Origin of the sequence: Plantactinospora sp. WMMB334, from assembly GCF_049179095.1 — a bacterium.
Taxonomy (GTDB): domain Bacteria; phylum Actinomycetota; class Actinomycetes; order Mycobacteriales; family Micromonosporaceae; genus Plantactinospora.
On the sequence record NZ_JBMHME010000002.1, the window covers coordinates 2,278,755 to 2,304,374 of the forward strand.

Sequence of the window (25,620 nt, forward strand, 5' to 3'; positions counted from 1 at the left end):
CCGCGCACGCGGGGGTGATCCGGCCAGCGAAAACACCAAGCCGACCATCGATGACTGCTCCCCGCGCACGCGGGGGTGATCCTCTGTTGATAGGCGATTCCAGTCATTCCCCCGGCTGCTCCCCGCGCACGCGGGGGTGATCCGACGGACCTCGGCCGCCGCATCGGCGGAGTTGACTGCTCCCCGCGCACGCGGGGGTGATCCCGAGTTCGTTTCCGTCATGGCCGTGGCCCGCAACTGCTCCCCGCGCACGCGGGGGTGATCCCTGGGACGACGTCGAGACGGCGCAGCCCGGTGCCTGCTCCCCGCGCACGCGGGGGTGATCCGCCGACCATCGATGAGCCCCGCGTTCCGTGGCGCTGCTCCCCGCGCACGCGGGGGTGATCCGAGCACCGGACACCGACGCTGGCCCGGCTGAACCTGCTCCCCGCGCACGCGGGGGTGATCCTGATGTCGCCGTTGCCGGCAACGTCTTTATGTGCTGCTCCCCGCGCACGCGGGGGTGATCCTCTGGTATAGATCTGGTCTTTTTATTGCCGGCGCTGCTCCCCGCGCACGCGGGGGTGATCCCAACGAGTCGAGCTGGGCACCGGGTGGCATCTTCTGCTCCCCGCGCACGCGGGGGTGATCCCGGGATGACCTCGAAGGAGTTTTCCGAGATGGTCTGCTCCCCGCGCACGCGGGGGTGATCCCTTGCCGGTCCGGTTCGAATACGCACGGAGCTGCTGCTCCCCGCGCACGCGGGGGTGATCCGGTCGGGAGTATGTTTCATCCTGCCGAACGATACTGCTCCCCGCGCACGCGGGGGTGATCCCTACCGCTAAGCGAGGTCCGAGACAAACTCGGACTGCTCCCCGCGCACGCGGGGGTGATCCTCGATTCCGCGAAGCGTGTCCTCATCGAACAGGCTGCTCCCCGCGCACGCGGGGGTGATCCGTTTTGGTCGGTCCCGTTCCTGACGTGGTTGCCCTGCTCCCCGCGCACGCGGGGGTGATCCCCTGGTTGGTCGCTCCGCCGGTGTTCTGCTCGGGCTGCTCCCCGCGCACGCGGGGGTGATCCCTCGGCGTCCCGGTACTCCTCCCAGGTGGCGTACTGCTCCCCGCGCACGCGGGGGTGATCCCCCAAAGACCGGCCCATGTCCCTCTGGAAATGTCTGCTCCCCGCGCACGCGGGGGTGATCCCCTCCCAGTGCCCGCCACGCCTCGCTCACGAGCCTGCTCCCCGCGCACGCGGGGGTGATCCCTCCATCGAGTCGGTGCTCGCGCAGACCCGTCGCTGCTCCCCGCGCACGCGGGGGTGATCCCGCGATCGCCGGCATGCCGGAGTTGTAGTCGTACTGCTCCCCGCGCACGCGGGGGTGATCCGTTCGTCTTCATCTGCCAGGAGAAAGAGCCGCCCTGCTCCCCGCGCACGCGGGGGTGATCCCTGGTGCACCGCCTCGGCAACCCGCCGGCCCAACTGCTCCCCGCGCACGCGGGGTGATCCGGACCGCGCCACCGGCGAGCAGCTCCGCAAGCCCTGCTCCCCGCGCACGCGGGGGTGATCCCGACACCGGGACGATGGCCAGCGGATCGGTTACCTGCTCCCCGCGCACGCGGGGGTGATCCCGGTGGCCGAGTGGTCGGGTCCGGACGCGGCTGCTGCTCCCCGCGCACGCGGGGGTGATCCCGGTGTCGGCACCGTCCGGGTACGCGGGCTGACCTGCTCCCCGCGCACGCGGGGGTGATCCCGTAGTCCATGTCCTGTCGCGCAAAATTGTTACCTGCTCCCCGCGCACGCGGGGGTGATCCCTGTAGCTGACGATCTTCCTGAGGCACGATCATCTGCTCCCCGCGCACGCGGGGGTGATCCCTCTTGGTCCCAACAAACCTTTCGAGGATTGGGCTGCTCCCCGCGCACGCGGGGGTGATCCCGTGCCGCCCTCCTGGACGATCTCACCCTCGTTCTGCTCCCCGCGCACGCGGGGGTGATCCCGACGCCGACCAGCAGAAGGTCCGCGAGGCGTGCTGCTCCCCGCGCACGCGGGGGTGATCCGGACTACAACGGCACCGACGCGAAGGTGGCCGCCTGCTCCCCGCGCACGCGGGGGTGATCCATCCCCAGAGCCCGAGCCTGTGTGAGCATTGCACTGCTCCCCGCGCACGCGGGGGTGATCCCCCTGCGCTAGCAGCCGTTCCATCGACTCATCGCTGCTCCCCGCGCACGCGGGGGTGATCCCAGCTCGCGCCTAGTGTCCTGAGTCGTTAATTCGTTGGCAGTATGCGGCGATCGTTCCGAGGATGTCGTCAGCCGTCTTGGTCCAGACGAAGGGTTTGGGGTCAACGTTCCACGCCTCGATCCAGGCGGCTACGTCGGCTTCCAGCGCGGCGACACTGCGGTGGGCCGACCGGCGGAGTTTGCGGTTGGTCAGTTCGGCGAACCAGCGTTCGACGAGGTTGAGCCACGACGAGTAGGTCGGGGTGAAGTGCAGGTGGAACCGGGGGTGTTTGAGCAGCCACTGCTGGATGGCGGGCGTCCTGTGGGTGGCGTAGTTGTCCAGTACCAGATGTAGTTCCAGCTCGGGCGGGGTTGCCCGGTCGATGGTGCGCAGGAAGCGCAGGAACTCCTGGTGGCGGTGTTTGCGCTGCGTCTGGCCGATGACCTTGCCGGTGGCCACGTCCAGCGCGGCGAACAGGCTGGTGGTGCCGTGGCGGACGTAGTCATGGGTCACCCGGCCGGGCGCGCCCGGCATCATCGGCAGCATCGGCGCGGTCCGATCGAGCGCCTGCATCTGCGACTTCTCGTCCACGGCGAGGACCATGGCGGCCTCGGGTGGGTCCAGGTACAACCCGACGATGTCGCGGACCTTGTCCACGAACAGCGGGTCGGTCGACAGCTTCCAACTGTCGACCAGGTGCGGCTTGAGCCCGAACGCCCGCCAGATCCGCGAAACCGCGGTCTGGTTCAGCCCGACCGCCTTGGCCATGGACCGGGTGGACCAGTGGCTGTCCTGATCGGATGGTGGTTCTTCGAGCGTTCTCGTGATCACCGCCTCGACCTGGGCGTCGCCGATCTTCCGTGGCGCGCCCGGACGCGGTTCGTCGCGCAGCCCGTCCACCCGATCGGCCACGAACCGCTTGCGCCACTTGCCGACCGTCGGCAGCGATACCCCAAGCCGACGCGACACCTCGCTGTTGGACAGGCCTTCCGCACACGCCAGCACGATCCGCGCCCGCGTCGCCAACGCCTGCGCCGTCTTCGGCCGCCGAGCCAGCCCTTGCAACTCCTCCCTCTCCTCAGCGGTCAGTTCCAGCGGCGCCAGCTTCGGACCACGTCCATCACCCATACCAGCAATCTACCAACGAATTAACGACTCAGGACACTAGGTCGTACGGCTTTACGCGTCTGCTCCCCGCGCACGCGGGGGTGATCCTCCGCCAACTCCTCCGCGTCAGGAAAACCGCGACTGCTCCCCGCGCACGCGGGGGTGATCCCCGATTCCGATGCCTAAGGTACGGCAGCTCCGTCTGCTCCCCGCGCACGCGGGGGTGATCCTTCCGCCGAACAGTCTCGGATACTGACCTCTAGCTGCTCCCCGCGCACGCGGGGGTGTCCCGCACCGGGTTTGATGGAGACATCGAAACCTGGGAGGAACTCCAGCGATGCCCGCACCGAAGAAGTACAACGATGAGCTGCGTGAGCGTGCGACCCGGTTGGCGGTCGAGGCCCGTCGGGATCCCGCCAGTGCGGTAGGGGCGATCCGGCGGATCGCCGGCCAGCTCGGGGTGCATCCCGAGGCGTTGCGTGGGTGGGTGAAGAAGGCCGAGACCGACGCCGGTGACCGTCCGGGCGTCACCAGCAGCGACGCGGAACGCCTGGCCGCGTTGGAGCGGGAGAATCGTGAGCTGCGGCGGGCGAACCAGATCCTGCGCTCCGCGGCGTCTTTCTTCGCGGCCGAGTTGGACCGGCCGTCGCGATGAAGGTCGCGTTCGTCGACTCGCAGAAGGTCGAACACGGTGTCCAGCCGGTCCTGCGGGCGCTGCAAGGCACGCCAGCCGAGATCGCACCGTCGACCTACTACGCCGCCAGGACCCGCCCCGCCTCGGCCCGATCGAGGCGCGATGAGGAGTTGACCGCGCTGATCGAGCAGATTCACGCGGTCAACTACGGCGTCTACGGGGCTCGCAAGATCTGGCACGAGCTGCGCCGCCAAGGCGTCGAAGTGGCCCGGTGCACCGTCGAGCGGCTGATGCGCGAATCGGGACTGCGCGGGCTGTTGCGCGACAAGTCACCGCGTACGACCCGGCCCACCGCCGAGACCGGACGCCCTGCTGACCTGGTCAAACGTGACTTCACCGCCGTGCGGCCAAACCAGCTGTGGGTCGCCGACCTGACCTACGTGCGCACCAGCGTGGGCTGGGTGTACGCCGCGTTCGTCCTCGACGTGTACTCGCGCATGATCGTCGGCTGGCAGGTCTCCACCAGCCTCTACACGGATCTGGCGCTCGACGCGTTGAAGATGGCGATCTGGCGCCGCGAACACCAGGGCGCCGACCTGCGCAAACTGGTCCACCACTCGGACCGGGGAGTCCAGTATCGAGCGATTCGCTACAGCCAACGCCTCGCCGAGGCCGGCGCCGTCGCCTCGGTCGGGTCCAAGGGCGACTCCTACGACAACGCGATGGCCGAGGCGTTCAACTCCCTGTACAAGGCCGAACTCGTCCGCAACCGAGGTCCGTGGCGCGGACTCGACGACCTGGAGATGGCCACCGTCGAGTACATCGACTGGTACAACAACCGCCGGCTCCACGGCGAACTCGGACACGCCCCACCCGCCGAACACGAAACGCTACACGCAATGACCCAACCGGTCACCACACCCCTGAAAACCAGCTAACCAACTCTCCACCAAACCCGGGGCTTGACACTCCGTGTCCTGCTCCCCGCGCACGCGGGGGTGATCCCATTACGAGGGGACCAACATTCCTTACCGGGGTCTGCTCCCCGCGCACGCGGGGGTGATCCCATGTCTCGCTACCATGGAGCATCGGAGGATGGCTGCTCCCCGCGCACGCGGGGGTGATCCTGGGCTGAGCAAAAGGGGATTTTGGCGAGTGACCTGCTCCCCGCGCACGCGGGGGTGATCCGTCGCTTTTCGGCAAGAGTTCGGAGGACAGTTCCTGCTCCCCGCGCACGCGGGGGTGATCCCGATACGGATAACACCATTAACTTAGCGTTACGCTGCTCCCCGCGCACGCGGGGGTGATCCGACACCAGTGTGCCGTCCGGTGTGGGAGTTGGCCTGCTCCCCGCGCACGCGGGGGTGATCCATGAGTACTCAGACTTTCAGCGTCGAGCAGTTCCTGCTCCCCGCGCACGCGGGGGTGATCCTTTGGATCAAAACCAGAATCCAATGATCTTGCACTGCTCCCCGCGCACGCGGGGGTGATCCCTCGCTATACGGGAAAATGGCACAGAGGGTGGGCTGCTCCCCGCGCACGCGGGGGTGATCCGGGAGGCTGCCCGTTATGCCTATGCCGGCGGACCTGCTCCCCGCGCACGCGGGGGTGATCCGGATTGAAAAGAAAGCCGCAGGAAGTCACGATCCTGCTCCCCGCGCACGCGGGGGTGATCCTAAAATGCGACTTCCTTTTGGTCTCGACCTTAACTGCTCCCCGCGCACGCGGGGGTGATCCAAAATGGCGACACAATCACAGGAAGCCTGGTATCTGCTCCCCGCGCACGCGGGGGTGATCCTAATAACGTCCATCAGTTCGCCAGTGAGGTTACCTGCTCCCCGCGCACGCGGGGGTGATCCTACATGGACTACGTTTACGGGATTGATATCGAGCTGCTCCCCGCGCACGCGGGGGTGATCCTGGTGGTGGTGGACCAGTCACTATCACCGCTGCCTGCTCCCCGCGCACGCGGGGGTGATCCGATCCATCAGAATCGTATGACCGTGTGATCCGTCTGCTCCCCGCGCACGCGGGGGTGATCCATACACTCTCGCCTCAGGCTCATTGGCATTGGTCTGCTCCCCGCGCACGCGCGGGTGATCCTGTACGACCAATCAACTCACTTGATGTTCTGGCCTGCTCCCCGCGCACGCGGGGGTGATCCGATGGACCGATGTGGAGTGGTCGAGTAATCACGCTGCTCCCCGCGCACGCGGGGGTGATCCGCCGCTGCCCAGATTTTTCCGCATCTCTTGGACCTGCTCCCCGCGCACGCGGGGGTGATCCCGTCTGGCGCCAGAACGCCCGACTTTGCCATCTCTGCTCCCCGCGCACGCGGGGGTGATCCGACGAAACTATTTATCTGAACCCAGTTCTCCCACTGCTCCCCGCGCACGCGGGGGTGATCCCAGCGTCACCGGCAATCACTACATGGTGACGGACTGCTCCCCGCGCACGCGGGGGTGATCCCGAGTGCGGGCACACCACGGCCCCGTCTTCAGACTGCTCCCCGCGCACGCGGGGGTGATCCGGGCAGCTCATCTACCGATGGGCAGTCGTCATCCTGCTCCCCGCGCACGCGGGGGTGATCCCGCCCCGGGATCGTCCAAGTACCAGCGTCTGATCTGCTCCCCGCGCACGCGGGGGTGATCCTCGGACCGTGAAGGTAGAAGCCGAACCCGGTAGCTGCTCCCCGCGCACGCGGGGGTGATCCCCACACCGCGTGCCCGCACTTCGCCACACCCGCCTGCTCCCCGCGCACGCGGGGGTGATCCCATCCCGTATCGCGGGATCGAATCACACGGTGTCTGCTCCCCGCGCACGCGGGGGTGATCCCGTCAACTGGTGGGACAGCCCACCCGCCACACGCTGCTCCCCGCGCACGCGGGGGTGATCCCGAGCAGGCTACCGAGTGCGCGACCGGGATGTGCTGCTCCCCGCGCACGCGGGGGTGATCCCACGGCTTCGCAGAAGGCGGTGTCCTGATGAGGCTGCTCCCCTCGCACGCGGGGGTGATCCGGCGGGAATGACCAGGTTTCAGTTCGAGTCGGCCTGCTCCCCGCGCACGCGGGGGTGATCCGTCGATGAAGGAGCAGGTCTCGCGATGGGAACGCTGCTCCCCGCGCACGCGGGGATGATCCCTTCTTCCTGGAACTAATGGACCACGGCCTGGCCTGCTCCCCGCGCACGCGGGGGTGATCCGTACCAGCCGTCCTCACCGAGCAGCTCGGTGCACTGCTCCGCGCGTACGCGGAGGGTCCCCGGACTCCTCCTCCACGATTTCAGGGGATTGACACCGTTCGTGTAGAGCACGGCGTTCCGGATGCGATGTCGGCGCATGTGCGTGGTGGCGTTGGAGTCGATATGGCTGATGAACCGAAACGATGGCAGAGGAGTTGCGAGATCCGTGCCGGCGCCGGTGTCCCTGGCCCAACCAGTGGAGTCAACGGCCCCCTCGGTGTCGTACAACCGTCCGGCGGCGGTGCCGCGCCCAACGCCGTCAACCGCCGACTTCTACGGCCGCGTCTGCGTCCCAATAGATTCGGCTGAGCTGGTGGCAGCGCTACCGCGCACGCGAGAATGATTCGTATTGGTGCCGGCTCCGCGGCGGCTTGTCCTGCTGCTACCGCGTACGCCGGAGTGATCCCCGGAATAGACACGAGTGCGCACCGGGGGAGAGCTGCATCGTCCTCGTATTCCCTCTGTAAACCGAGTTCATTGGGGCGGCTGGCCGAAGCGTAGCTGTGGTACGTCGTAGAGCTCGGGGTTCGGTATGCGGTGCATCGTTGGCGCGGTGATTTCGATGATGAGCATTTCGGTGAGGAACTGCACAGTGGCGTCCAGCAGGTGGCTGGTGTGGGCGGTGGCGCTGTGTTCCTTCAGGCCGACGGTGATGTGGATGTGGGGTTTGATTGTTTGGGTGGTGTCGTCCCAGGCGATGGTGCCGCCGCCGAGGGCTTCGATGTTGGCGAGGTCGACGTTTGACCAGACGGGGGCGTCGGGGTTGTCGAGGTGTTGGCAGGTGCCGACGAGCTTCGCCGTGCTGAGCCCTGCGATGAAGATGGGGATGTAACCCTGCTTGATGCCGTGGGTGTGGCAGGCGTCGGTGAGGGCGGTGTGGAAGTCGTCGCCGTGGTCGAGGACGACGCCGATCATGCGGCCGGGAGTGAGGTCGTGGCTACGCATCCGTCGTGCTCGCCTCCGGTTGATGATCGCTACTGATAGGCGTGGACCAAGGCCAGGAGGTGGGGCCGGCGAGGCCGCCTGCGGTGGTGATCGCTGTGGCGATGTCCTGCGGTTTCGCTTCGGCGGCGAGGAGGGTGCGGAGCAGGATGCGGGCCTTGTAGGGGTGTAGCCAGCCGGCGGGGATCAGGCCGCGCGCGATGAGGTCCTGCTCGGAGCCGGGGAAGCCGTAGGTGCGGGCGAGGGTGGGCCCGGCGGGGGTGCGGGAGGCGAGGACGACCGGAATCCGTTGGGCGAGGGTGGCGAGGGTGTCGACGAGGGGTTCGGGGACGTGGCCGACGCCGAAGCCAGCCACGACGAGCCCGTCGGCGCGGGCGCCGATGGCGTCGAGGAGCGTGGGATCGTCGTCGAGGGTGACCGTGTGCAGGCCGACGCGAGCGTGTCCGCCGGAGTGCGGAGCGGGGACAGTGAGCCGGTACGGCACCCCGGTGAGCATCCGCACCTCGCCTTCCAGGACGTAGCCGAGCGGGCCGCTGTCGAGGGATCGGAAGGTGGCGCCGCTGGTGGAGTGGGTCTTGCTGACCCAGCGGGCGGCGTGGATCTCGTCGGCGAGGACGACGAGGCAGCCCTGTTCGCGCGCGTGCGGGGCGGCGGCGGTGTGGATGGCGGCGAGGAGGTTGGCGGGCCCGTCGGCGCTGGCCAGGGTGGGGTTGCGCATCGCTCCGGTGACGACGATCGGTTCGGGGCGCTGGTGCAGCAGGTCGAGCAGGTAGGCGGTCTCCTCGATCGTGTCGGTGCCCTGGGTGACCACAACCCCGGTCGCCTCGCCGGCCAACACGTCCGTCGTGCTGCTGGCGAGTTCGGTGATGTCGGCGAAGGTGAGGGACGCGCCGGGTCGGCGGCGGAAGTCCACCACCTCGAGCTGGATTCCGGTCCCGGCGAGCCCGGGAACGGCGTCGATGAGCTGCCGGGCAGACAGGGTGGGGCTCACCGCGCCGCCGTTGCTGCTGGTCATGGCGATGGTGCCGCCGAGGCCGAACACCACCACCCGTGGTTCGGACGTTGTCGGGATCGCGGACACGGGGACCCTTCCGGCTCGTGGATTGGTGCGGGGAGCCTATTACGGCAGCGTGCCGACGAACCGGCACGCCTGGTCGACGCCGTCGAGGCAGAGGAGACGGCTCCGGCCCCGGCCGCCCAGCTAGGTCGAGGGCCGCACGCAGACTCCCAAAAGCTGTCATCGTGCAGGAGATGGGGCTGGCCTCAGGGTGAGGGCACCGCCGGTCAGGCCGTCGGCGATCTCGCGGGCCAGCACGGCACCGCTCGCCGCAGCCCGCTCCAACATGATCCGAAACTCGACGAGCTGCCGGAACGCCTGCCCGTACGCCTGCTGCTGGTCGAGCGGCATCACCGGAATCGTCAGCCGTCTGATGTCGATGCGCAGGGCACCGTTGGCGGTGCTGGAGGCGCGGCCGGCTATCCGCGCGTTGTCCGTCCGGGAGATGACCCCGGCGACGAACCATGGGTCGAAGCGGGTCGTGTCGACGCGTACGAGTTGGGTGCCGGGGCCGAGTTCGGCGCCGACCTGCTCCGGGGTGGCGACCCGGGCGTTGATCCGGTGTCCGACGGCGGGGACGAGGATGTCGCCGGGGCGTACCCGGGTCTCCGGCCCCTCGTCGGTGGCGCGGGCGGCGGAGCCGGTGGCCGGGCCACCGGAGAGGATGTCGGCGGCGGTCAGCACGGTGATGCTGGCCGATCGGCTGCGGGAGGCGGCGCGCTGCACGGTGATGCTGCCGGACCGGATCAGGTCGGCGATGTCGGCGTGCGGGGCTTCGCGCAGCGGTGCCGTCCGCGCCTCCCCGACGGCGGGGAGGCTGCGCCGCACCTGGTCGAGAAGGTTGCCGAACTCGTCGATCCTGCCGAGGGTCTGTGCCGGGTCGGGTGCGAGTTCGCCCGCCTGTGGCAGGTGGCGTTGCGGCGTCACATCGACCTGGTCGTCGAGCAGGTCGATGGCGGGGACGGCGCGGTGCACGCCGGCCAGTTCCGTGTAGTGCTCGGACCGGTACGCCGCCCAGGCCGTGCCGACGATCTCGGGCAGTGGCCGGCGTGCGGACGCGCTCGTCGTGTCGACCATCAGCACCTCTCCGGCGCGCGGCTGCCGGGCATCGGGCTGGGTGAGGACCCAGACGTGCAGTCCGATGCCGGTCGGCGGCATCAGGCCGGCGGGGAGGGCGACGACCGCGCGCAGGACTCCGTGCCGGATCAGCTCGGCGCGGATCCGGCGGCCGGCGGGGCGTGACGCGGCGGCCGGCGGCATCAGCACCACGGCGGTGCCGGTGGGGGAGAGGTGGGACAGGGCGTGCTGCACCCAGGCGAGCTCGGGTTCGGTGCGGGGCGGCAGCCCGTAGGTCCAGCGTGGATCGTAGGCGAGGCGGTCGTGCCCCCAGTCGTGGATGCCGAACGGAAAGTTGGCCACGACGACGTCGGCCCGCAGCTCGGGCAGGGCGTCGGCGAGCAGGCTGTCACCCACGTGTACGACGGGCGGCTCGGCGTCGATGCCGGCGTGCCGGGCGCGCAGGTGCACGAACCAGAGCCGCAGCAGGGTGATCAGGGCGTACTGGGGGTTGATCTCCTGGGCGTGGCAGCGGGTGGTGGTGCCGGTGGCCAGGGCGCGGTCGGCGGCCATCCGCAGGATCGAGCCGGTGCCGCTGGTGAAGTCGAAGATCCGGGCTCCGGTGCCGGCGAGCGCGAGCATCACCTCGGCGACGGCGTGCGGCGTGCCGGCGAGGCCGGAGAGCGACTGGGCCGAGGTCACGTACTGGCCGTGCAGGTATTCGAAGGCTGTCTCGGTGCCCTGTTCGGCGCCGAGCTGGTCGACGGTGCGCAACACGGTGTCGAGCTGCGCGTCCCACTGCTTCGGCAGCCGCGCTCCGACCAGGTCGGCCAGGCCGGGGTCGAGGGCGCGCAGCCGGGTGGCGAGCTGTTTCGGGGTCGGCAGGCCGCCGGCGCCGCCGTCGTTCCGCGCCTGGTCGGTACGGACGAGCAGCAGCGCCCCGGCGATGCCGAGCACGTCGCTGATCTGCGCCGCCGGCTGGTAGCTCTCGATGTGCCGCCAGGCCCACTGCTCGATGCCGGCCTCGTGTAGTCGGCCGTGCCGGCGTAGCCACTCGGTGATCTCGCGGGCGTCGAAGGACGGGCTCGTCGGGGTGCCGCCCACGGGTGTCGGGAAGTCGGCATAGCGGCGGCGCCAGTTGCTCACGGCCGCCCTGCCGACGTTGGCCAGCCGGGCGATGCCGCTGGCGGTCAGGGTGGCCTCGCGGGGGGCCGTGCTCGGCTCTCTCGTCACGCGTGAACGCTATCACGCCATAGCCCCTTGTGTGCAGTGTTCACATGGTCTACCTTGCTTGCGAATGCCGATTCACAACGCCATGGGAGGGGCCGATGTCACGTCGGGGGCGTAGCACCACCATCGGAAAGATCGCGAAGATCCATCAGGACCGCAGGGTGTCCGAGATCCGGATGCTCGGCGAGTTGCTGCGGCGCGAGCAGCAGACCCGGGCCGGCACGGGGACGACGCCCCCGCATGCCGGACCGGCGGCCTCGACCGCTCGCTGACCAGATTCGCAGCCATCCCGTCGACCTGAGGAGGACCATGAACACCCTTGCTCGTACCCGAGCCGCCAACCGCCCAGTCGTCGAGCTTCCCGCCGGTCGCGTACGCGGCTCGGGGGGCACGCCGGATCGCCGTCGGCCGGGCCGACGACACCACACCCGACGCGTACGCGCGAGTGCGCCTTGACCCCGACGTCGGTGCCGCCGTCGCGGACGCCTACGTCGCGGCACCCCGGCGGGACGAGCGCGCCTATCCCGCCTACGCCGCCTTCTGCCGCGAGACGGTGCGGCAGTACCACTTCCTGGTCGGGCGGGTCGAGTTCGGCGGTCTGGGCGTGGCGGTGCGGATCGTCGACGAGGACCCGTACCCGGACGTGGCGTCGATGGTGGACGACGTGCGCCACCACCGGTTGAGGGTCTGGGCCAGCGCGGCAGGCGGCAACCAGCACCCCTACCTCAGCGACGGGGAGAACGACATGTTCCGGGCCGTCCACGACGTGCTCGGGCACGCGGCGAGCGGGCGTGGCTTCGACCGGCACGGCGAGGAGGCGGCGTGGCTGAAGCACCGCACCATGTATTCACGACTGGCCGGGCGAGCCCTGACGACCGAGACGCGCGGGCAGAACTGCGCCCGGATCTTCCACTACGGCGGAGATCGTTTTCCGGAGCAGAAGGCGGTGTTGCTGCCCCGGAGATTCAGTGATCCGCCCCGGAGGTGGGTCGGGAGGGGCGGGGTGGTTCCGGCCGGTCCGAGCTGAGTCGGGCGATCTCCTGGCGCAGCTCCCGTACGGCGGGGTGCTCCGGGCCGTCGACCCGGATCCGGTCCTGGAGCAGCGACTGGAGCTGCCGTGCCGCCCGGTCGTGCTCGCCGAGCGCGACGTGGGCGCGGGCGGCCCGCAGCCGGAGGTCGAAGACCAGGGGATCGTCCTCGCCGCGCTGCTCGGCCTGGCGGTCGGCGAGCTGCCGCCAGTGCCGGGCGGCGGCCCGGAACTCGCCGGCGGCGTAGAGCCGTTCCCCGTCCGCGACGCTCGGCTCCGCGTCGGGTCCGGTCCGCCCGGCGGTCGCCGCCGTCGCCGGGCGGGCCTGCTGTGGGATCCGCCCCACGATGGCGGCGTAGGCCCGCACCGCCGCGGCGTCCTCGGTGAGCAGTCCGGGGATCTCCGGCAGGTCCCGGGAGAGCGGGGCCAGCACCGCGTAGACGTCGGCGGCGTGGGACGGACGGTCCTCGGGGTCGATCGACAACAGCGCGTGCACCAGGTCGTCGAGGGCGGCGGGGACCTCCGGCCGCCGGTCGGCCGGACGCGGCGGCGGGTGCCGCATCTGGCGCCGCAGCGTCGTCGTGGTGGTGGCATCCTCGAACGGCGGGCGGCCGGTGAGCAGGTCGAAGAGGGTCGCTCCCAGGCCGTAGAGGTCGGTGCGGTGGTCGGTCTGCTTGCCGTCGACCTGCTCGGGGGCCATGTAGCCGACGGTGCCGAGGCTCTGCCCGGACTGCGTGATCCGCGAGTAGCGGTCGTCGTCGTGGATGGCCGCCAGGCCGAAGTCGAGCACCTTGACCGCGCCGCTGCGGTCCAGCATGACGTTGCTCGGCTTGATGTCCCGGTGTACCAGGCCGATCCGGGCGGCGGCGAGCAGGACGCCGCAGATCTGCGCCCCGATCGCCGCGACCCAGCCGATCGGCAGGGGGGAGTTTTCCGCGACGAGGTCGGCGAGGTCGATCCCGTCGATCTTCTCGAGTACGACGTAGGGCCGGCCGTCGTACTCGCCGAGGTCGTGGATGGCCGGCACGCCCGGATGGTCGAGCCGGGCGGTCAGCAGGGCCTCGCGGCGGATCCGGCGCACCAGCTCGGCGTTCAGCCCGGCGGCGTTGACGACCTTCACGACGACGGGACGGTCGAGCAGGGTGTCCCGGGCGGGCCAGACCTCGGCCATTCCCCTGTGTGGCAAGGGAAACCGGCCCAGCCTGTATCGGTCTTTGAGGCTCGTGCCAGGGACCACCGGGTCAGCATAGCGGCCGACCTTCTCGCTTTCACGCGCCATCGGTTGGCCGGGGTCGACCCGAAGTCGTAAACTCCAGACACGAAAGAGGACTTGCAAAGCCGATTCACAAAGTGATTCACTGTGGCCGGTCGCGGGCTGGTCTCGCGTTGGCTCCGACCATGGTGGGCGATCGGCGCGGTCCAGCGTGTCCGGATCGCGACAGTTCGATGAAATGCCCGGCTTCGATCCCGGGCACAGCCGATGGGGGATGCCATGGCCGAGTTGGCCATCGGTCGGGAATTCCTGCCCGCCTACGCCAGGCTGCAACGTCGGGTGCAGCGCGCCGTCGACGCCGCCATCGGCAAGTTCGCCGCGCACACCCACGCCGGCCTGCACCTGGAGAAGCTGACCGGCGCCCGCGACCCCAACATCCGCACGATGCGGATCGACCGGTTCTACCGGGGCGTGGTGCTCGCCCTCGGCGCGGAGAAGTACGCCCTGCTCAACGTCCTGCCGCACGACGACGCCAACGCCTTCGCGGTGAGCCGCCGGTTCACCGTCAACCAGACGCTCGGCGTGCTGGAGATGCGCGACGAGGCGGGCATCGAGGAGTTCGCCCGCAGCGCACCGGCGCAGCCGCGCGACGGCGGGCTCTTCGACCGGGTCTCGACAGCCGACCTCCTACGGCTCGGCGTGGACGAGAGCCTGGTGCCGCTGCTGCGGGTCATCGCCAACGACAAGCAGTTGGAGAGCCTCGCCGGGCGGCTGCCGGAGGCGCAGCTCGACGTCCTGCGCGGCCTGGCCAGCGGGATGCCCGTCGAGGAGGTCTGGGCGGAGCTGGCCGACCGGATCGTGTCCGGGAAGGTGGACACCGACGACCTGCTGACCGCCGCGCGCCGTACGCCGGAACGGATCGCCTTCGTCTCCGGCCCGATCGAACTCGCCGCCATCCTCGCCCACCCGTTCGACGTGTGGCGCACCTTCCTGCACCCGACACAGCGGGACGTCGCCTACCGCCCCAGCTACAGCGGTCCGGCGCTGGTGATCGGCAGCGCCGGCACCGGAAAGACGGTGACCGGCCTGCACCGGGCGGTCTACCTCGCCGAGCGGCTGCCGGACGGGGGAAAGCTGCTGCTGACCACCTTCACCCGGGCGCTCGCCGAAGCCCTGACCAGGCAGCTCGACCGGCTCAGCACCGACCCGGCGGTGCGGTCCCGGATCGACGTGATCAGCGTCGACAAGCTCGCCTACGAGATCGTCGCCCGGCAGGGCGGGAAGGTCGGGGTGGCCGAGAGCGAGGTCGTCGACCAGCTGTGGGAGGCCGCCGCGAAGAACGGGCCCACCCTCCTCGACCGCGCCGGCCAGGTCACCACCTACAGCCCCGCCTTCCTCCGCTACGAGTGGGAGCAGGTGATCCTGGCCCAGCAGGTGACCACCCTGGAGGCGTACCGGGAGGCGTCGCGCAAGGGACGCGGCGCGCGCCTGCGGGCCGCCCAGCGCGAGCAGGTCTGGACCGCGATCGACGGTGTGGTGCGGGAGCTGGCGAAGCGGCGGCTGCGCACCCACACCCAACTCGCCGACGAGGCCGCCGCGATCGTCCGCCGCTCAGCCGCGCCCTACCGGCACGTCGTCGTGGACGAAGGGCAGGACCTGCACCCGGCACAGTGGCGCCTGCTGCGCGCGCTCGTCGCGCCGGGGCCGAACGACATGTTCCTGCTCGCCGACCCCTACCAGCGGATCTACGACAGTCACGTGTCGCTGGCGCAGCTCGGCATCGAGGTCCGGGGCCGGACCCGGCGGCTCACCGTCAACTACCGCACCACCCACGAGATCCTGGACCTGTCCGTCAAGGTCCTCGGCGGTGACGCCACCGTCGGCCTGGACGGGCAGGACGACACGCTGCGGGGCTACCGCTCGATCACCCGGGGCGGCGTACCCGAACTCGTCGCCCACCGCAGCCGCGACGGCGAGTGCGACGCGTTGATCGAGCGGGTGGGGACCTGGCTGGACCAGGGCGTCGAGCCGCACGCCGTCGGCGTCGCCGTCCGCACCACCCAGCTCGTCAGAGCCGTCAGCCGGATCCTGGCCGACGCCCACATCCCGGTCGCCGACGACAAGCGGGACACCGACGGGGTGCGGGTGTCGACCATGCACCGGATGAAGGGGCTGGAGTTCCAGTGCCTCGCGGTCGTCGGCCTGGACGCGGGCGTACTGCCGGCGCCGCACGCGCTCACCTCGGCGGCCGAGGACCCGCACGCGCACCGGCAGGACCTGCAACGCGAACGCTGCCTGCTCTTCGTCGCCCTGACCCGCGCCCGCGACGTGCTCTATCTCTCGCACAGCGGCACCCCCAGCCCGCTGCTGCCGGCGGTGAGCCGATGATCACCCGTCCGGGCGTCGGCGCCGGACCCGGACTGGGCGAGGCGGCCCGCTCGGTCTGGGGCAAGACCGACCGCCGGGGCACCTCCCCGGTCGGCTGGCTGCCACTCTGGCGACACCTGGCCGACGCCGCCGACGTCGCCGGTGAACTCTGGGACCACTGGCTCGGCCGGGCGGTCCGGCACCGGATCGCCGACGAACTGCCCGGCGGTGACGCCGACGGCCGCACCCTGGCCGTCTGGGTCGCCGGGGTGCACGACATCGGCAAGGCCACCCCCGCCTTCGCCTGCCAGGCGTACGCGCTGGCGCGGCGGATGGCGGACCGAGGGCTCGGCTACCAGCCCGACCTGATCCGCGCCGACCGCCGCTACGCCCCGCACGCCACCGCCGGGCACCTGGTGCTGGCGGACTGGCTCCAGGAGCGGGACTGGCTCGACCCGCACCCCGTCTCGGTGATCGTCGGCGGCCACCACGGCGTCCCCCCGACCGACCAGGGACTCTCCAACGTGCGGGTGCGACCCCACCTGCTCGGCGACACCGCCTGGCGGCAGGTCCAGCAGGAGCTGCTGACCTGGATGGCGGAGCGGTCGGGGGCCGGCGAGCGGCTCGTCGAGTGGAGCGGCGTGCCGCTGTCCCAGCCCGTGCAGGCACTCCTCACCGGCCTCGTCATCGTCGCCGACTGGATCGCCAGCAACGAGGAGTTCTTCCCGTACGTGCTGGACCGCACCGACGCCGACCGGCTGCACACCGGCTGGGACCTGCTCGACCTACCCGCACCCTGGCAGCCCGCCGCCGCCCCACCGGGCGTCGACGAACTGTTCGGGTCACGTTTCGCGCTGCCCGCCGGTGCGGTGCCGCGCCCCGTGCAGCGCACCGTCGCCGAGCTGGCCGCGACGATGCCGCTGCCCGGCATGATGATCGTCGAGGCGGCGATGGGGGAGGGGAAGACCGAAGCGGCCCTGGCCGCGGTGGAGATCGTCGCCCGGCGCGGCGGGCTCTCCGGCTGCTACCTGGCGCTGCCGACCCGGGCCACCAGCGACGCCATGTTCAACCGCATGCTCGGCTGGCTGCGCCGGCTGCCCGACGCCCAGCCCGGCCGGGGCGCCCGCGACGTGCGGCTCGCGCACGGCAAGGCCGCGCTCAACCCCGACTACGACCACCTGCGGACGACGCTGCTGCCCAGCGGCATCGCCGAGGACGACGGGGGCGCCGACATCGGCGTGCACGTCTGGCTCGCCGGGTCGAAGCGGACCATGCTCTCCAGTTTCGTCGTCGGCACCATCGACCAGCTCCTCTTCGCCGCGCTGCGCAGCAAGCACCTGGTGCTACGCCACCTGGGGCTCGCCGGCAAGGTCGTCGTGGTCGACGAGGCACACGCGTACGACGTCTACATGGGCCGGTTCCTCGACCGGGCGTTGGAGTGGCTGGGCGCGTACGGCGTACCCGTGGTCGTGCTCTCCGCGACCCTGCCGGCGCGGCGCCGGGCCGAGCTGATGGCCGCCTACGACGCCGGCCGGCTCGGTCCGCCGCCACCGCCCACCTGGCGCGACCGCGGCAAGCCCAGGATCGACCCCTACGCCGAGCTTCGCGACGACCTGCGATATCCCCTGGTCACCGCCTCCGCCGCCGGGCGGGGCGCCGCCGCCACGAGCTGCGCCGACTCCGGGCGGGGCGTCGAGGTGACGCTGCGCCGCCTCCCCGACGAACTGCCCGCACTGGTGGAACTGCTCCGCGAGCGGTTGACCGACGGCGGCTGCGCGCTCGTCATCCGCAACACCGTGGCCCGGGTCCAGGAGACCGCCGCCACGTTGCGCGCCACCCTCGGCCCCGACACCCCGGTCTCGGTGGCGCACTCCCGCTTCATGGCGATCGACCGGGCCGCCAAGGACACCTGGCTGCGCGACACGTTCGGGCCACCCGGCGCCGGCACCCGGCCACACCGGCACGTGGTGGTGGCCAGCCAGGTCGCCGAACAGTCCCTCGACATCGACTTCGACCTGCTCGTCACCGACCTCGCCCCGGTCGACCTCGTGCTGCAACGCATCGGCCGGCTGCACCGCCATCCCCGGGACCGCCGCCCCGCCCGGCTCGCGACCGCCACCTGCTGGATCACCGGCGCCGACTGGACGACCGCACCACCACAACCGGTCGCCGGCTCCCGCCGGGTCTACCAGCCGGCCGCACTGCTGCGCAGCGCCGCCGTGCTGCTGCCGCACCTGGACGGCGGCGCGCCGCTGCGGCTGCCCGCCGACATCGCGCCGCTCACCCAGACCGCCTACGGCGACGCTCCGGTCGGCCCGCCCGCCTGGCAGCCGGTGATGCGCGAGGCGGAGGCGAAACAGCACGAGGAGATCATCACCAAGGGGTTGAAGGCCGACGGCTTCCGGCTGGCCGGCGTCGGCGAGCCCGGGGCGCCGCTGATCGGCTGGCTCTCCGGCGGCGTCGGCGACGCGGACGACCGCGTGGCGCAGGGCCACGTCCGCGACACCGACTCCGACTCCCTCGAGGTCCTCCTCCTGGTACGCACACCAGCCGGCCTGATCCTGCCGCCCTGGATCGACGGCGGCGGAACCCCGGTGCCGACCGGCAGCGTCCCGCGCCGCCCCCTGCCCCGGCTCGTCGCCCGGTGCACCCTGCCGCTGCCGCGCGCGATGACCGCCGCCGACGAGATCGACGAGGTCCTCGCCGAGCTGGAGCGGCGGGTCGACCTGGGCGCATGGCAGGAGAGCCCTTGGCTCGCCGGTGAACTCGTGCTCGACGTCGACATGGACGGCTGCGCCACGGTCGCCGGCTTCGACCTGCACTACGACCCGGACGAGGGGCTGCGCGTCAGCCGCGCCGCCACCTGAGTCCACCCGATCACCAAAGGAGGTGATGCCGGTGACCGGCTCACCGCACCCTGCCGAGTACTCGCTTGTCGACGAGGCGTGGATACCCGTGCTGGATGCCGACGGCCAGCGTCGGGAGGTGTCGCTGCTCGGCCTCTTCGCGCAGGCCGGCGAGCTGCGGATGATCGCCTGCGAACTGCCGACGCAGACCTTCGCGATCCTGCGACTGACGCTGGCGATCCTGCACCGCACCACCGGCGGCCCACCCGGCGAGGCCGCCTGGCGGACCCTGTGGCAGGACCGGACGCTGCCGAACGCGGAGATCGCCGACTACCTCGGCGAATTCCGCGAACGCTTCGACCTGCTGCACCCGAAGCACCCGTTCTACCAGGTCGCCGATCTGCACGCGGCAAAGAGCAACAGCTACGGGCTGGAACGCCTGATCGCCGACGTGCCGAACGGCATCCCCTTCCTGACCACCCGCGCCGGACCGGGCATGGCGTCGGTCACGCCGGCCGAGGCGGCCCGCTGGCTGGTGCACTGCCAGGCGTACGACCCCTCCGGCATCAAGACGGGCGCGGTCGGGGATCCGCAGGTCAAGGGCGGCAAGGGCTACCCGATGGGCCCCGGATCGGTCGGTTCGCTCGGCGGCGTGCACCTGGAGGGCGCGACCCTGCGGGAGACGCTGCTGCTCAACCTCGTGCCGGTCGCGACCGGATGGCAGGTCGCCGACGAGCGGGACCTGCCGGTCTGGGAGCGCGAGCCGCAGACCGCCGCCGAGGAGGCGAACCTGACCCGTGGCCCGTACGGGCTGCTCAGCCTCTACACCTGGCAGTCCCGGCGGATCCGGCTCTTCGGCGATGCCGGCGGCATCACCGGTGCGATGATCTCCAACGGTGACCGGCTCGACTGGCAGAACCGGCACCTGACGGAGCCGATGAGCGTCTGGGGACGCAGCGGACCCCGCGAGACCAGGCAGAAGCAGTCCCCGATCTACCTGCCCCGGCCGCACGACCACGGTCGGGCCCTGTGGCGAGGGTTGCAGTCCCTGCTGCCGGCGCCGCCGGAGTCGGGTCGGGAGGCGCCGCAGCGGCTGTCGCCGACGGTGCTGCAGTGGCTGGCCCGGTTGACCGTGACCGGCGTGGTCGGGGCGGACTTCCGGGCCCGTACCCGGGCCACCAGCGTCACCTACGGCACCCAGCAGGCGGTCGTGGACGAGGTCTTCAGCGACGCGCTGACCATGAACGTCCTGCTGCTCGTCGAGGACTCGGCGCTGCGCGCGACCGCCGTCGACGCGGCCGGCGACGCCGAGGCCGCGGTCAAGGTGCTGCGCCGGCTCGCCGACAACCTGGCCCGCGCGGCCGGCAGCCGGGACACCGGCAGCGGCGAAGCCGACCGGGCGGCCGAACGGGGGTACGCGCTGCTGGACCGCGCCTTCCGGGACTGGCTGGCCCGACTCGGCCCGGACAGCGAACCGGCGGCGGAACGCGCGCAGTGGCAGCGGCTGGTCGGCCGGGCCATCCGCCGGCTCGGTGACTCCCTGGTCGCCGCCGCCGGACCGAAGGCATGGGTCGGCCGCACCGGCACCGACCACGCCGGCAGGGAAGTGCACTACTCCAGTTCGCAGGCCGAGGCGTGGTTCTACGCCGGCCTGGCCAAGGCGCTGCCGATGGCGGTCGAGTCCGCGCGGCGGAGACAGGAGGAACCGGCATGACCGTGGTGGAAGCCGACCAGACCATCGTGGAGACCGACCGGCCGGGTGAACCGGCCCGCAAGCGGAGAGGACGGCGGCGCAGGGACCTCGGCGAGCACGTCGCCCGGACGGTCGCCGTCCTGCAGGCGCGGGTGCTGCGTACCGTGCCCCAGCCCGAGGCGGTCAGCGCGCTGGCCCGGCTGCGACGCGGCATCGGACGGACGCCGGGCTTCGACTACACCCTCGAACGGTACGTGCAGGTGCCGGAGCACCTGCCGCGCCGCTGGGCGTCCGGCGGCGGCGCCGAGGTCACCGACGCCGAGGCGACGGACGCCGAGCACGCCGTGCACGACGCGGTGACCCTCTATGCCCTGCACCAGCAGTCGCAGCGGGAACGGATGCACGTCGACGGGCACGGCCTGGGGCAGGCCATGGCCACCCTCGTCCGGAGGGCCCCCGGGCCGGAGGGGGTACGGCGCCGGTTCGCCGCGCTCGGCACCGCCAGCTCCTACGAGGAGAGCATCTACCACCTGCGCAGCCTCGTCACGATGCTGCGCCAGCAGCAGATCCCGCTCGACTACGGCCTGCTCGCCGACGACCTGCAGACCCTTCGGGGCCCGGACGGTCGGCCCCGGGTCCAGGCCATCTGGGGCCGCGAGTTCTTCCGCAGCGGGACCGGCACCGACGTCGACACCTCCGCCACCCCCACCGACCTTCCTGAGGAGAACCCGTCATGAGCCGCACCATCATCGACGTCTACGCCCTGCACACCGTGCCGCCGAGCAACCTCAACCGCGACGACACGGGCTCGCCGAAGACCGCCGTCTACGGCGGCGTACGGCGCGCCCGGGTCTCCAGCCAGGCATGGAAGCGGGCGATCCGGCTCGCCTTCAGCGACCTGCTCGACCGCTCCCAGCTCGGCGAGCGGACCAAGCGGGTGGGCGAGTCCCTCGCGACGCGGATCAGGGCCCTCGACCCGGGCGTCAGCGGCGAGGACGCGTCCGCGCTGGCCGCCGAGGTCTTCGTGGCGGGCGGCCTCGCCAAGGCCGACAAGAAGAAGGGCGAGCTGAAGGACGTCGAGTCCGGCTATCTGCTGTTCCTGAGCCACCGGCAGCTCGACAACCTCGCCGCCGCCGCCCTGGACGCCTATCGCAGCGGCGGCACCATCGACAGGGCCCGGTTCAAGGAGCTGGCTAACACGGAACACTCGGTCGACGTCGCGATGTTCGGCCGGATGGTGGCCGACCTGGCCGACATCAACGTCGACGCCGCCTGCCAGGTGTCGCACGCGATAAGCGTGCACGCCGTCGACAACGAGTTCGACTACTTCACCGCGGTCGACGACCGCAAGGCGGACGCCCTGGAGACCGGCGCCGGCATGATCGGCACCATCGAGTTCAACTCGTCCACGCTCTACCGGTACGCCACCGTGGACGTCGACGCGCTGCACCGCACCCTCGGGAACGCGGAGGCGACCCGGGCCGCCGTCGAAGCCTTCCTGACCGCCTTCGGCCGCAGCATGCCGACCGGCAAGCAGAACACCTTCGCCCACCGGACGCTGCCCGACGCCGTCATGGTGCGGCTCCGCGAGACCCAGCCGATCAACCTGGTCGGCGCCTTCGAGACGGCGATCCGGGAGACGCACAGCGCCGGGCGGGTCGAGCTGGCCGCGGCCGCGCTGGCCAGGCACACCGTCGCCGTCGAGGGCGCCTACGGGGAGCGGCCGGTCGGCACCTGGGTCACCCAGGTCGGCGAGAAGACGGCGGTACTTGCCGACCTCGGCAAGGCGGTCAGCTTCGGCGAACTGGTGACCGAAGTGGGGGAGCAGGTCACCGTCGCCCTCGGGCAGCCGGCATGAGTGTGTTGCTGCTGCAACTGGCCGGGCCGCTCCAGTCGTGGGGCTCGTCGAGCCGCTTCGCCCGCCGGGGCACCGAGATCGCCCCGACCAAGAGCGGGGTGATCGGGATGCTGGCCGCCGCCAGGGGCGTCCGGCGCGGCGAACCCCTCACCGACCTGCTCGGCCTGGAGTTCGGCGTCCGGCTGGACCAGCCCGGTCAGATCCTGCGGGACTTCCAGACCGCCCGGAGTCTCGACGGTCGGCAGAGCGCGCCGCTGACCTACCGCTTCTATCTCTCCGACGCGGCCTTTCTCGGCGCGGTCGACGGCGAGCCGGAACTGCTGTGCGACCTGGCCGAGGCACTGCGGCGGCCCCGGTTCCCGCTCTACCTCGGGCGCCGGTCCTGCCCGCCGGCCCGGCCGGTCAGCCTCGGCGTCCACGACGGGACGCTCGACGACGCGCTGACGGAGTGGCCGTGGATCGCCGCCACGTGGCATCGCAGGCGGGCGTCCCGCACGGTCCGGTTGGAGATCATCCGGGACGCCGGTCCGGGCGAGCCGGTCACCGAGACGGTGCCGGACGAGCCGGTCAGCTTCGACCCCGCGCACCGGCAGCACACCTGGCGGTCCGTGCTGCGCCGGCACGTCGACGTCACCAACGACCTCGCCGAGCGGGCCGGCGTCGCCGAGCACGACCCGTTGAGCCTGCTGGGAGGCTGATCATGTTCCTGACCCGTTTCCAGATCAACCCGGCCCGCCGGAACGCCCGGAAACTGCTCTCCTCGCCGCAGGCCATGCACGCGGCGGTCCGCGCGGCCTTCGCCAGCGTCGAGGACTACGAGCGCGACGGCAGTCGTACGCTGTGGCGGCTCGACACACAGGCGACCGCGAGTGTCCACCTCTTCATCGTCAGCCCCGGGCGTCCGGACCTCACCCACCTGGTCGAACAGGCCGGCTGGCCCACCACGGAGGCGTGGGTGACCCGGGACTACGACGGGTTGCTCGGCTCGCTGCACCCCGGACAGCAGTGGGCGTTCCGGCTCACCGCCAACCCGACCCACAGCGGACGGAAGACCGCCGACGCCAAGGAGACACAGCGCTTCGGTCATCTGCGGGAGCACGAGCAGGTCGGGTGGTTGGCCAGCCGGGCCGACCGGCACGGTTTCGTCCTGGCACACCAGCACGACGGCCTGCCCAACCTGCGCCTGCACCGCCGCTACACGCAGAGCTTCAAGCGCGGGATGGGCACCGTCACCCTCACCACGGCGACATTCGACGGCATCCTCCAGATCACCGACACGGACGCCTTCCGGCGGGCGCTGACCGGCGGGATCGGGCACGCCAAGGCGTACGGCTGCGGGCTGCTCACCCTCGCTCCGGTCCACGCCGCTTCGTGAAGATTCCAGGTGTTCCGCCGGCCGAGCTGGGGGATCTCAACCGTGCCCAGGACCGGCTCAGCTTCCTCTACCTCGAACGCTGCGTCATCCATCGCGACAGCAACGCGATCACCGCCACCGACGACAAGGGTGTGGCGCACATCCCGGCCGCCACTCTCGGCGTCCTGATGCTCGGGCCGGGCACGAGCATCACCCAGCAGGCGATGATGCTTCTCGCGGACAACGGGGCCACTGCCGTGTGGGTCGGTGAGCAGGGCGTCCGTTACTACGCGCACGGACGTCCGCTCGCCCGGTCCAGCCGGCTGCTCGTGGCCCAGGCCGCCGCCGTCTCACAGCGTGACCGGCGGTTGCGGGTGGCGCGCGAGATGTATCGGATGCGCTTCCCCGGCGAGGACACCAGCACCCTCACCATGCAGCAGCTCCGGGGCAAGGAGGGAGCCCGGGTCCGTCGCTGCTACCGCGAGCATGCCCAGCGGACCGGCGTGACCTGGAACAATCGCGAGTACGACCCCGAGGACTTCGGTGGCAGCGACCCGGTCAACCAGGCGCTATCCGCCGCACACGCCTGCCTCTACGGCGTCGTGCACGCCGTGATCGTCGCGGTCGGCGCCTCACCCGGTCTCGGCTTCGTCCACACCGGCCACGACAGGTCGTTCGTCTACGACATCGCCGACCTCTACAAGGCCGAGATCACCATTCCGGTCGCCTTCGACATCGCCGCCAGCGGCTCCACCGACATCGGCCCGGACACCCGCCGGGCGGTCCGTGACCGGGTGCACGGCGGCGCTCTCCTCGACCGCTGCGTACGCGACATCCGGACCCTGCTGCTCGGTCCTGCTCCCGCCGGGCCGATCGACGAGCGGTGGCTCGACGAGGAGGCAGACGGCGGGACGGTGCGGCTGTGGGACGAGGAGGGCTACGAACTCGCCGGCGGTCGGAACTACGGTGAGGAGGTCGACTTCTGATGACCGTCATCATCCTCACCGCCTGTCCGGAGGGGTTACGTGGCCACCTGACGCAGTGGCTGCTGGAGATCTCCGCCGGTGTGTATGTCGGACACGTCAACAGCCGGATCCGACACCGGCTCTGGGGCAAGGTGGTGGAAATGGCGGGGCCGGGGCGGGCGCTGCTCGTCTATCAGCAGCCGGGGGAGCAGCGGCTGGCCTTCGAGGTGCACGACCACCACTGGCAGCCGGTCGACTTCGACGGGATCACCCTGATTCGCCGTCCCAGGGAGCGGGGCACCTACAACCCTGCGATGCCCAGGGGATGGAGCAAGGCGTCGAAGCGTCGCCGCTTCGGACGGCGCGGCGCGGCGAGCCGGGACAGTACGGCGGCCAGTCCGCGACAAAGTGAAGAAAAATCCGAGAGTTGATCTACGCAACCCCAGGTCAAAAAGTTCTGCTCCCCGCGCACGCGGGGGTTATCCGGCGCCGCAGGTGTGTCGATTCGGGTCCCGCAGGCCGGTGGCCGGCCCGCTGCGCCGACCACCTCGGCCGAGGCCGCCCGTACCTCTCTGTCGCGCTGAGATGACACAGCCTCTCTGGGAAGCTCGGTGTCGATCGCTGCCTTTGAGCCAATCGCGAATATTGCCCGTTATTTACTGATCGCGACTTGACTGGGCTTGTTCTCCGCACAGAAACCGCAATTTCGCGCAGCATCGGCGCAAGCAATGGAGCGTCTCAAGAGTTCTGTCGGGTAATGATCACTCCATGGTTTCTCGGAGCTGCGGTCGCCACCCTTCACTCCGGCTGGCGGGAAGTACCTGGTCGACGAGG

Annotated in this window: 16 protein-coding genes, 1 pseudogene and 3 CRISPR repeat arrays (1 of these 20 cut by a window edge); of the genes and pseudogenes, 12 read left to right on the forward strand and 5 right to left on the reverse strand. The window is 70.9% G+C overall.

Annotated elements, in window-relative coordinates:
• Positions 1-1,426: direct repeats of the CRISPR family, unit length 28 nt; unit sequence CTGCTCCCCGCGCACGCGGGGGTGATCC (it extends 922 nt beyond the left edge of the window).
• 92 nt (positions 1,427-1,518) lie between these two features.
• A CRISPR array of direct repeats spans positions 1,519-2,218; the repeat unit is 28 nt; unit sequence CTGCTCCCCGCGCACGCGGGGGTGATCC.
• Between the two features lie 9 nt (positions 2,219-2,227).
• Positions 2,228-3,325, reverse strand: coding sequence for an IS630 family transposase (locus tag ACN27G_RS09680; RefSeq protein WP_421492441.1), 1,098 nt, complete (start codon positions 3,323-3,325; stop codon positions 2,228-2,230).
• 316 nt (positions 3,326-3,641) lie between these two features.
• Here ACN27G_RS09680 and ACN27G_RS09685 point away from each other — a divergent pair.
• Positions 3,642-4,876: pseudogene (locus ACN27G_RS09685) on the forward strand (IS3 family transposase).
• Between the two features lie 39 nt (positions 4,877-4,915).
• Positions 4,916-7,139: a CRISPR direct-repeat array (repeat unit 28 nt; unit sequence CTGCTCCCCGCGCACGCGGGGGTGATCC).
• 513 nt (positions 7,140-7,652) lie between these two features.
• On the opposite strand, the gene ACN27G_RS09690 reads toward ACN27G_RS09685, so the two are convergent.
• The 3 genes from ACN27G_RS09690 to ACN27G_RS09700 form a co-directional block, all read right to left on the reverse strand.
• Positions 7,653-8,123, reverse strand: coding sequence for a PPC domain-containing DNA-binding protein (locus ACN27G_RS09690; RefSeq protein WP_421492442.1), 471 nt, complete (start codon positions 8,121-8,123; stop codon positions 7,653-7,655).
• Complete coding sequence (locus ACN27G_RS09695) at positions 8,116-9,168, reverse strand: asparaginase (protein ID WP_421492443.1); 1,053 nt, start codon at positions 9,166-9,168, stop codon at positions 8,116-8,118. The genes ACN27G_RS09690 and ACN27G_RS09695 overlap by 8 nt, the downstream gene beginning before the upstream one ends.
• A 189-nt stretch (positions 9,169-9,357) precedes the next feature.
• Positions 9,358-11,466 (reverse strand): N-6 DNA methylase, encoded by a 2,109-nt coding sequence (locus ACN27G_RS09700; protein WP_421492444.1) that lies wholly within the window; start codon positions 11,464-11,466, stop codon positions 9,358-9,360.
• Between the two features lie 95 nt (positions 11,467-11,561).
• Here ACN27G_RS09700 and ACN27G_RS09705 point away from each other — a divergent pair, with 95 nt between their 5' ends.
• Positions 11,562-11,735 (forward strand): hypothetical protein, encoded by a 174-nt coding sequence (locus ACN27G_RS09705; RefSeq protein WP_421492445.1) that lies wholly within the window; start codon positions 11,562-11,564, stop codon positions 11,733-11,735.
• 47 nt (positions 11,736-11,782) lie between these two features.
• Complete coding sequence (locus tag ACN27G_RS09710) at positions 11,783-12,490, forward strand: hypothetical protein (RefSeq protein ID WP_421492446.1); 708 nt, start codon at positions 11,783-11,785, stop codon at positions 12,488-12,490.
• On the opposite strand, the gene ACN27G_RS09715 is transcribed toward ACN27G_RS09710, so the two are convergent.
• Positions 12,429-13,661 carry a protein kinase domain-containing protein gene (locus ACN27G_RS09715; protein WP_421492447.1) on the reverse strand — a complete coding sequence of 411 codons (1,233 nt, stop codon included), beginning with the start codon at positions 13,659-13,661 and terminating at the stop codon, positions 12,429-12,431. The two genes, ACN27G_RS09710 and ACN27G_RS09715, sit on opposite strands and share 62 nt — an antisense overlap.
• A 321-nt stretch (positions 13,662-13,982) precedes the next feature.
• Here ACN27G_RS09715 and ACN27G_RS09720 point away from each other — a divergent pair, with 321 nt between their 5' ends.
• From ACN27G_RS09720 to cas2e, 9 genes are read left to right on the forward strand one after another with little or no spacing between them, the layout of a single operon-like run.
• The gene (locus tag ACN27G_RS09720) at positions 13,983-16,091 is read left to right on the forward strand and encodes a UvrD-helicase domain-containing protein (protein ID WP_421492448.1); all 2,109 of its coding nucleotides are present in this window, start codon (positions 13,983-13,985) and stop codon (positions 16,089-16,091) included.
• Positions 16,088-18,937 carry a CRISPR-associated helicase Cas3' gene (gene cas3, locus ACN27G_RS09725; RefSeq protein ID WP_421492449.1) on the forward strand — a complete coding sequence of 950 codons (2,850 nt, stop codon included), beginning with the start codon at positions 16,088-16,090 and terminating at the stop codon, positions 18,935-18,937. The genes ACN27G_RS09720 and cas3 overlap by 4 nt, the downstream gene beginning before the upstream one ends.
• Positions 18,938-18,962: 25 nt before the next feature.
• Positions 18,963-20,630 carry a type I-E CRISPR-associated protein Cse1/CasA gene (gene casA / locus ACN27G_RS09730; protein ID WP_421492450.1) on the forward strand — a complete coding sequence of 556 codons (1,668 nt, stop codon included), beginning with the start codon at positions 18,963-18,965 and terminating at the stop codon, positions 20,628-20,630.
• On the forward strand, positions 20,627-21,346 hold the full coding sequence (casB, locus tag ACN27G_RS09735; RefSeq protein ID WP_421492451.1) for a type I-E CRISPR-associated protein Cse2/CasB: 720 nt from the start codon (positions 20,627-20,629) through the stop codon (positions 21,344-21,346). Before casA ends, casB begins: the two co-directional genes overlap by 4 nt.
• Entirely contained in the window at positions 21,343-22,467 is a 1,125-nt protein-coding gene (cas7e, locus tag ACN27G_RS09740) for a type I-E CRISPR-associated protein Cas7/Cse4/CasC (RefSeq protein WP_421492452.1), read from the forward strand. Before casB ends, cas7e begins: the two co-directional genes overlap by 4 nt.
• Positions 22,464-23,165 carry a type I-E CRISPR-associated protein Cas5/CasD gene (cas5e, locus tag ACN27G_RS09745; RefSeq protein ID WP_421492453.1) on the forward strand — a complete coding sequence of 234 codons (702 nt, stop codon included), beginning with the start codon at positions 22,464-22,466 and terminating at the stop codon, positions 23,163-23,165. The genes cas7e and cas5e overlap by 4 nt, the downstream gene beginning before the upstream one ends.
• 2 nt (positions 23,166-23,167) lie before the next feature.
• Entirely contained in the window at positions 23,168-23,842 is a 675-nt protein-coding gene (gene cas6e, locus ACN27G_RS09750; RefSeq protein ID WP_421492454.1) for a type I-E CRISPR-associated protein Cas6/Cse3/CasE, read from the forward strand.
• Positions 23,839-24,807 carry a type I-E CRISPR-associated endonuclease Cas1e gene (gene cas1e / locus ACN27G_RS09755; protein ID WP_421492455.1) on the forward strand — a complete coding sequence of 323 codons (969 nt, stop codon included), beginning with the start codon at positions 23,839-23,841 and terminating at the stop codon, positions 24,805-24,807. Before cas6e ends, cas1e begins: the two co-directional genes overlap by 4 nt.
• Entirely contained in the window at positions 24,807-25,217 is a 411-nt protein-coding gene (gene cas2e / locus ACN27G_RS09760; protein WP_421492456.1) for a type I-E CRISPR-associated endoribonuclease Cas2e, read from the forward strand. The genes cas1e and cas2e overlap by 1 nt, the downstream gene beginning before the upstream one ends.
• Positions 25,218-25,620 lie beyond the last annotated feature (403 nt).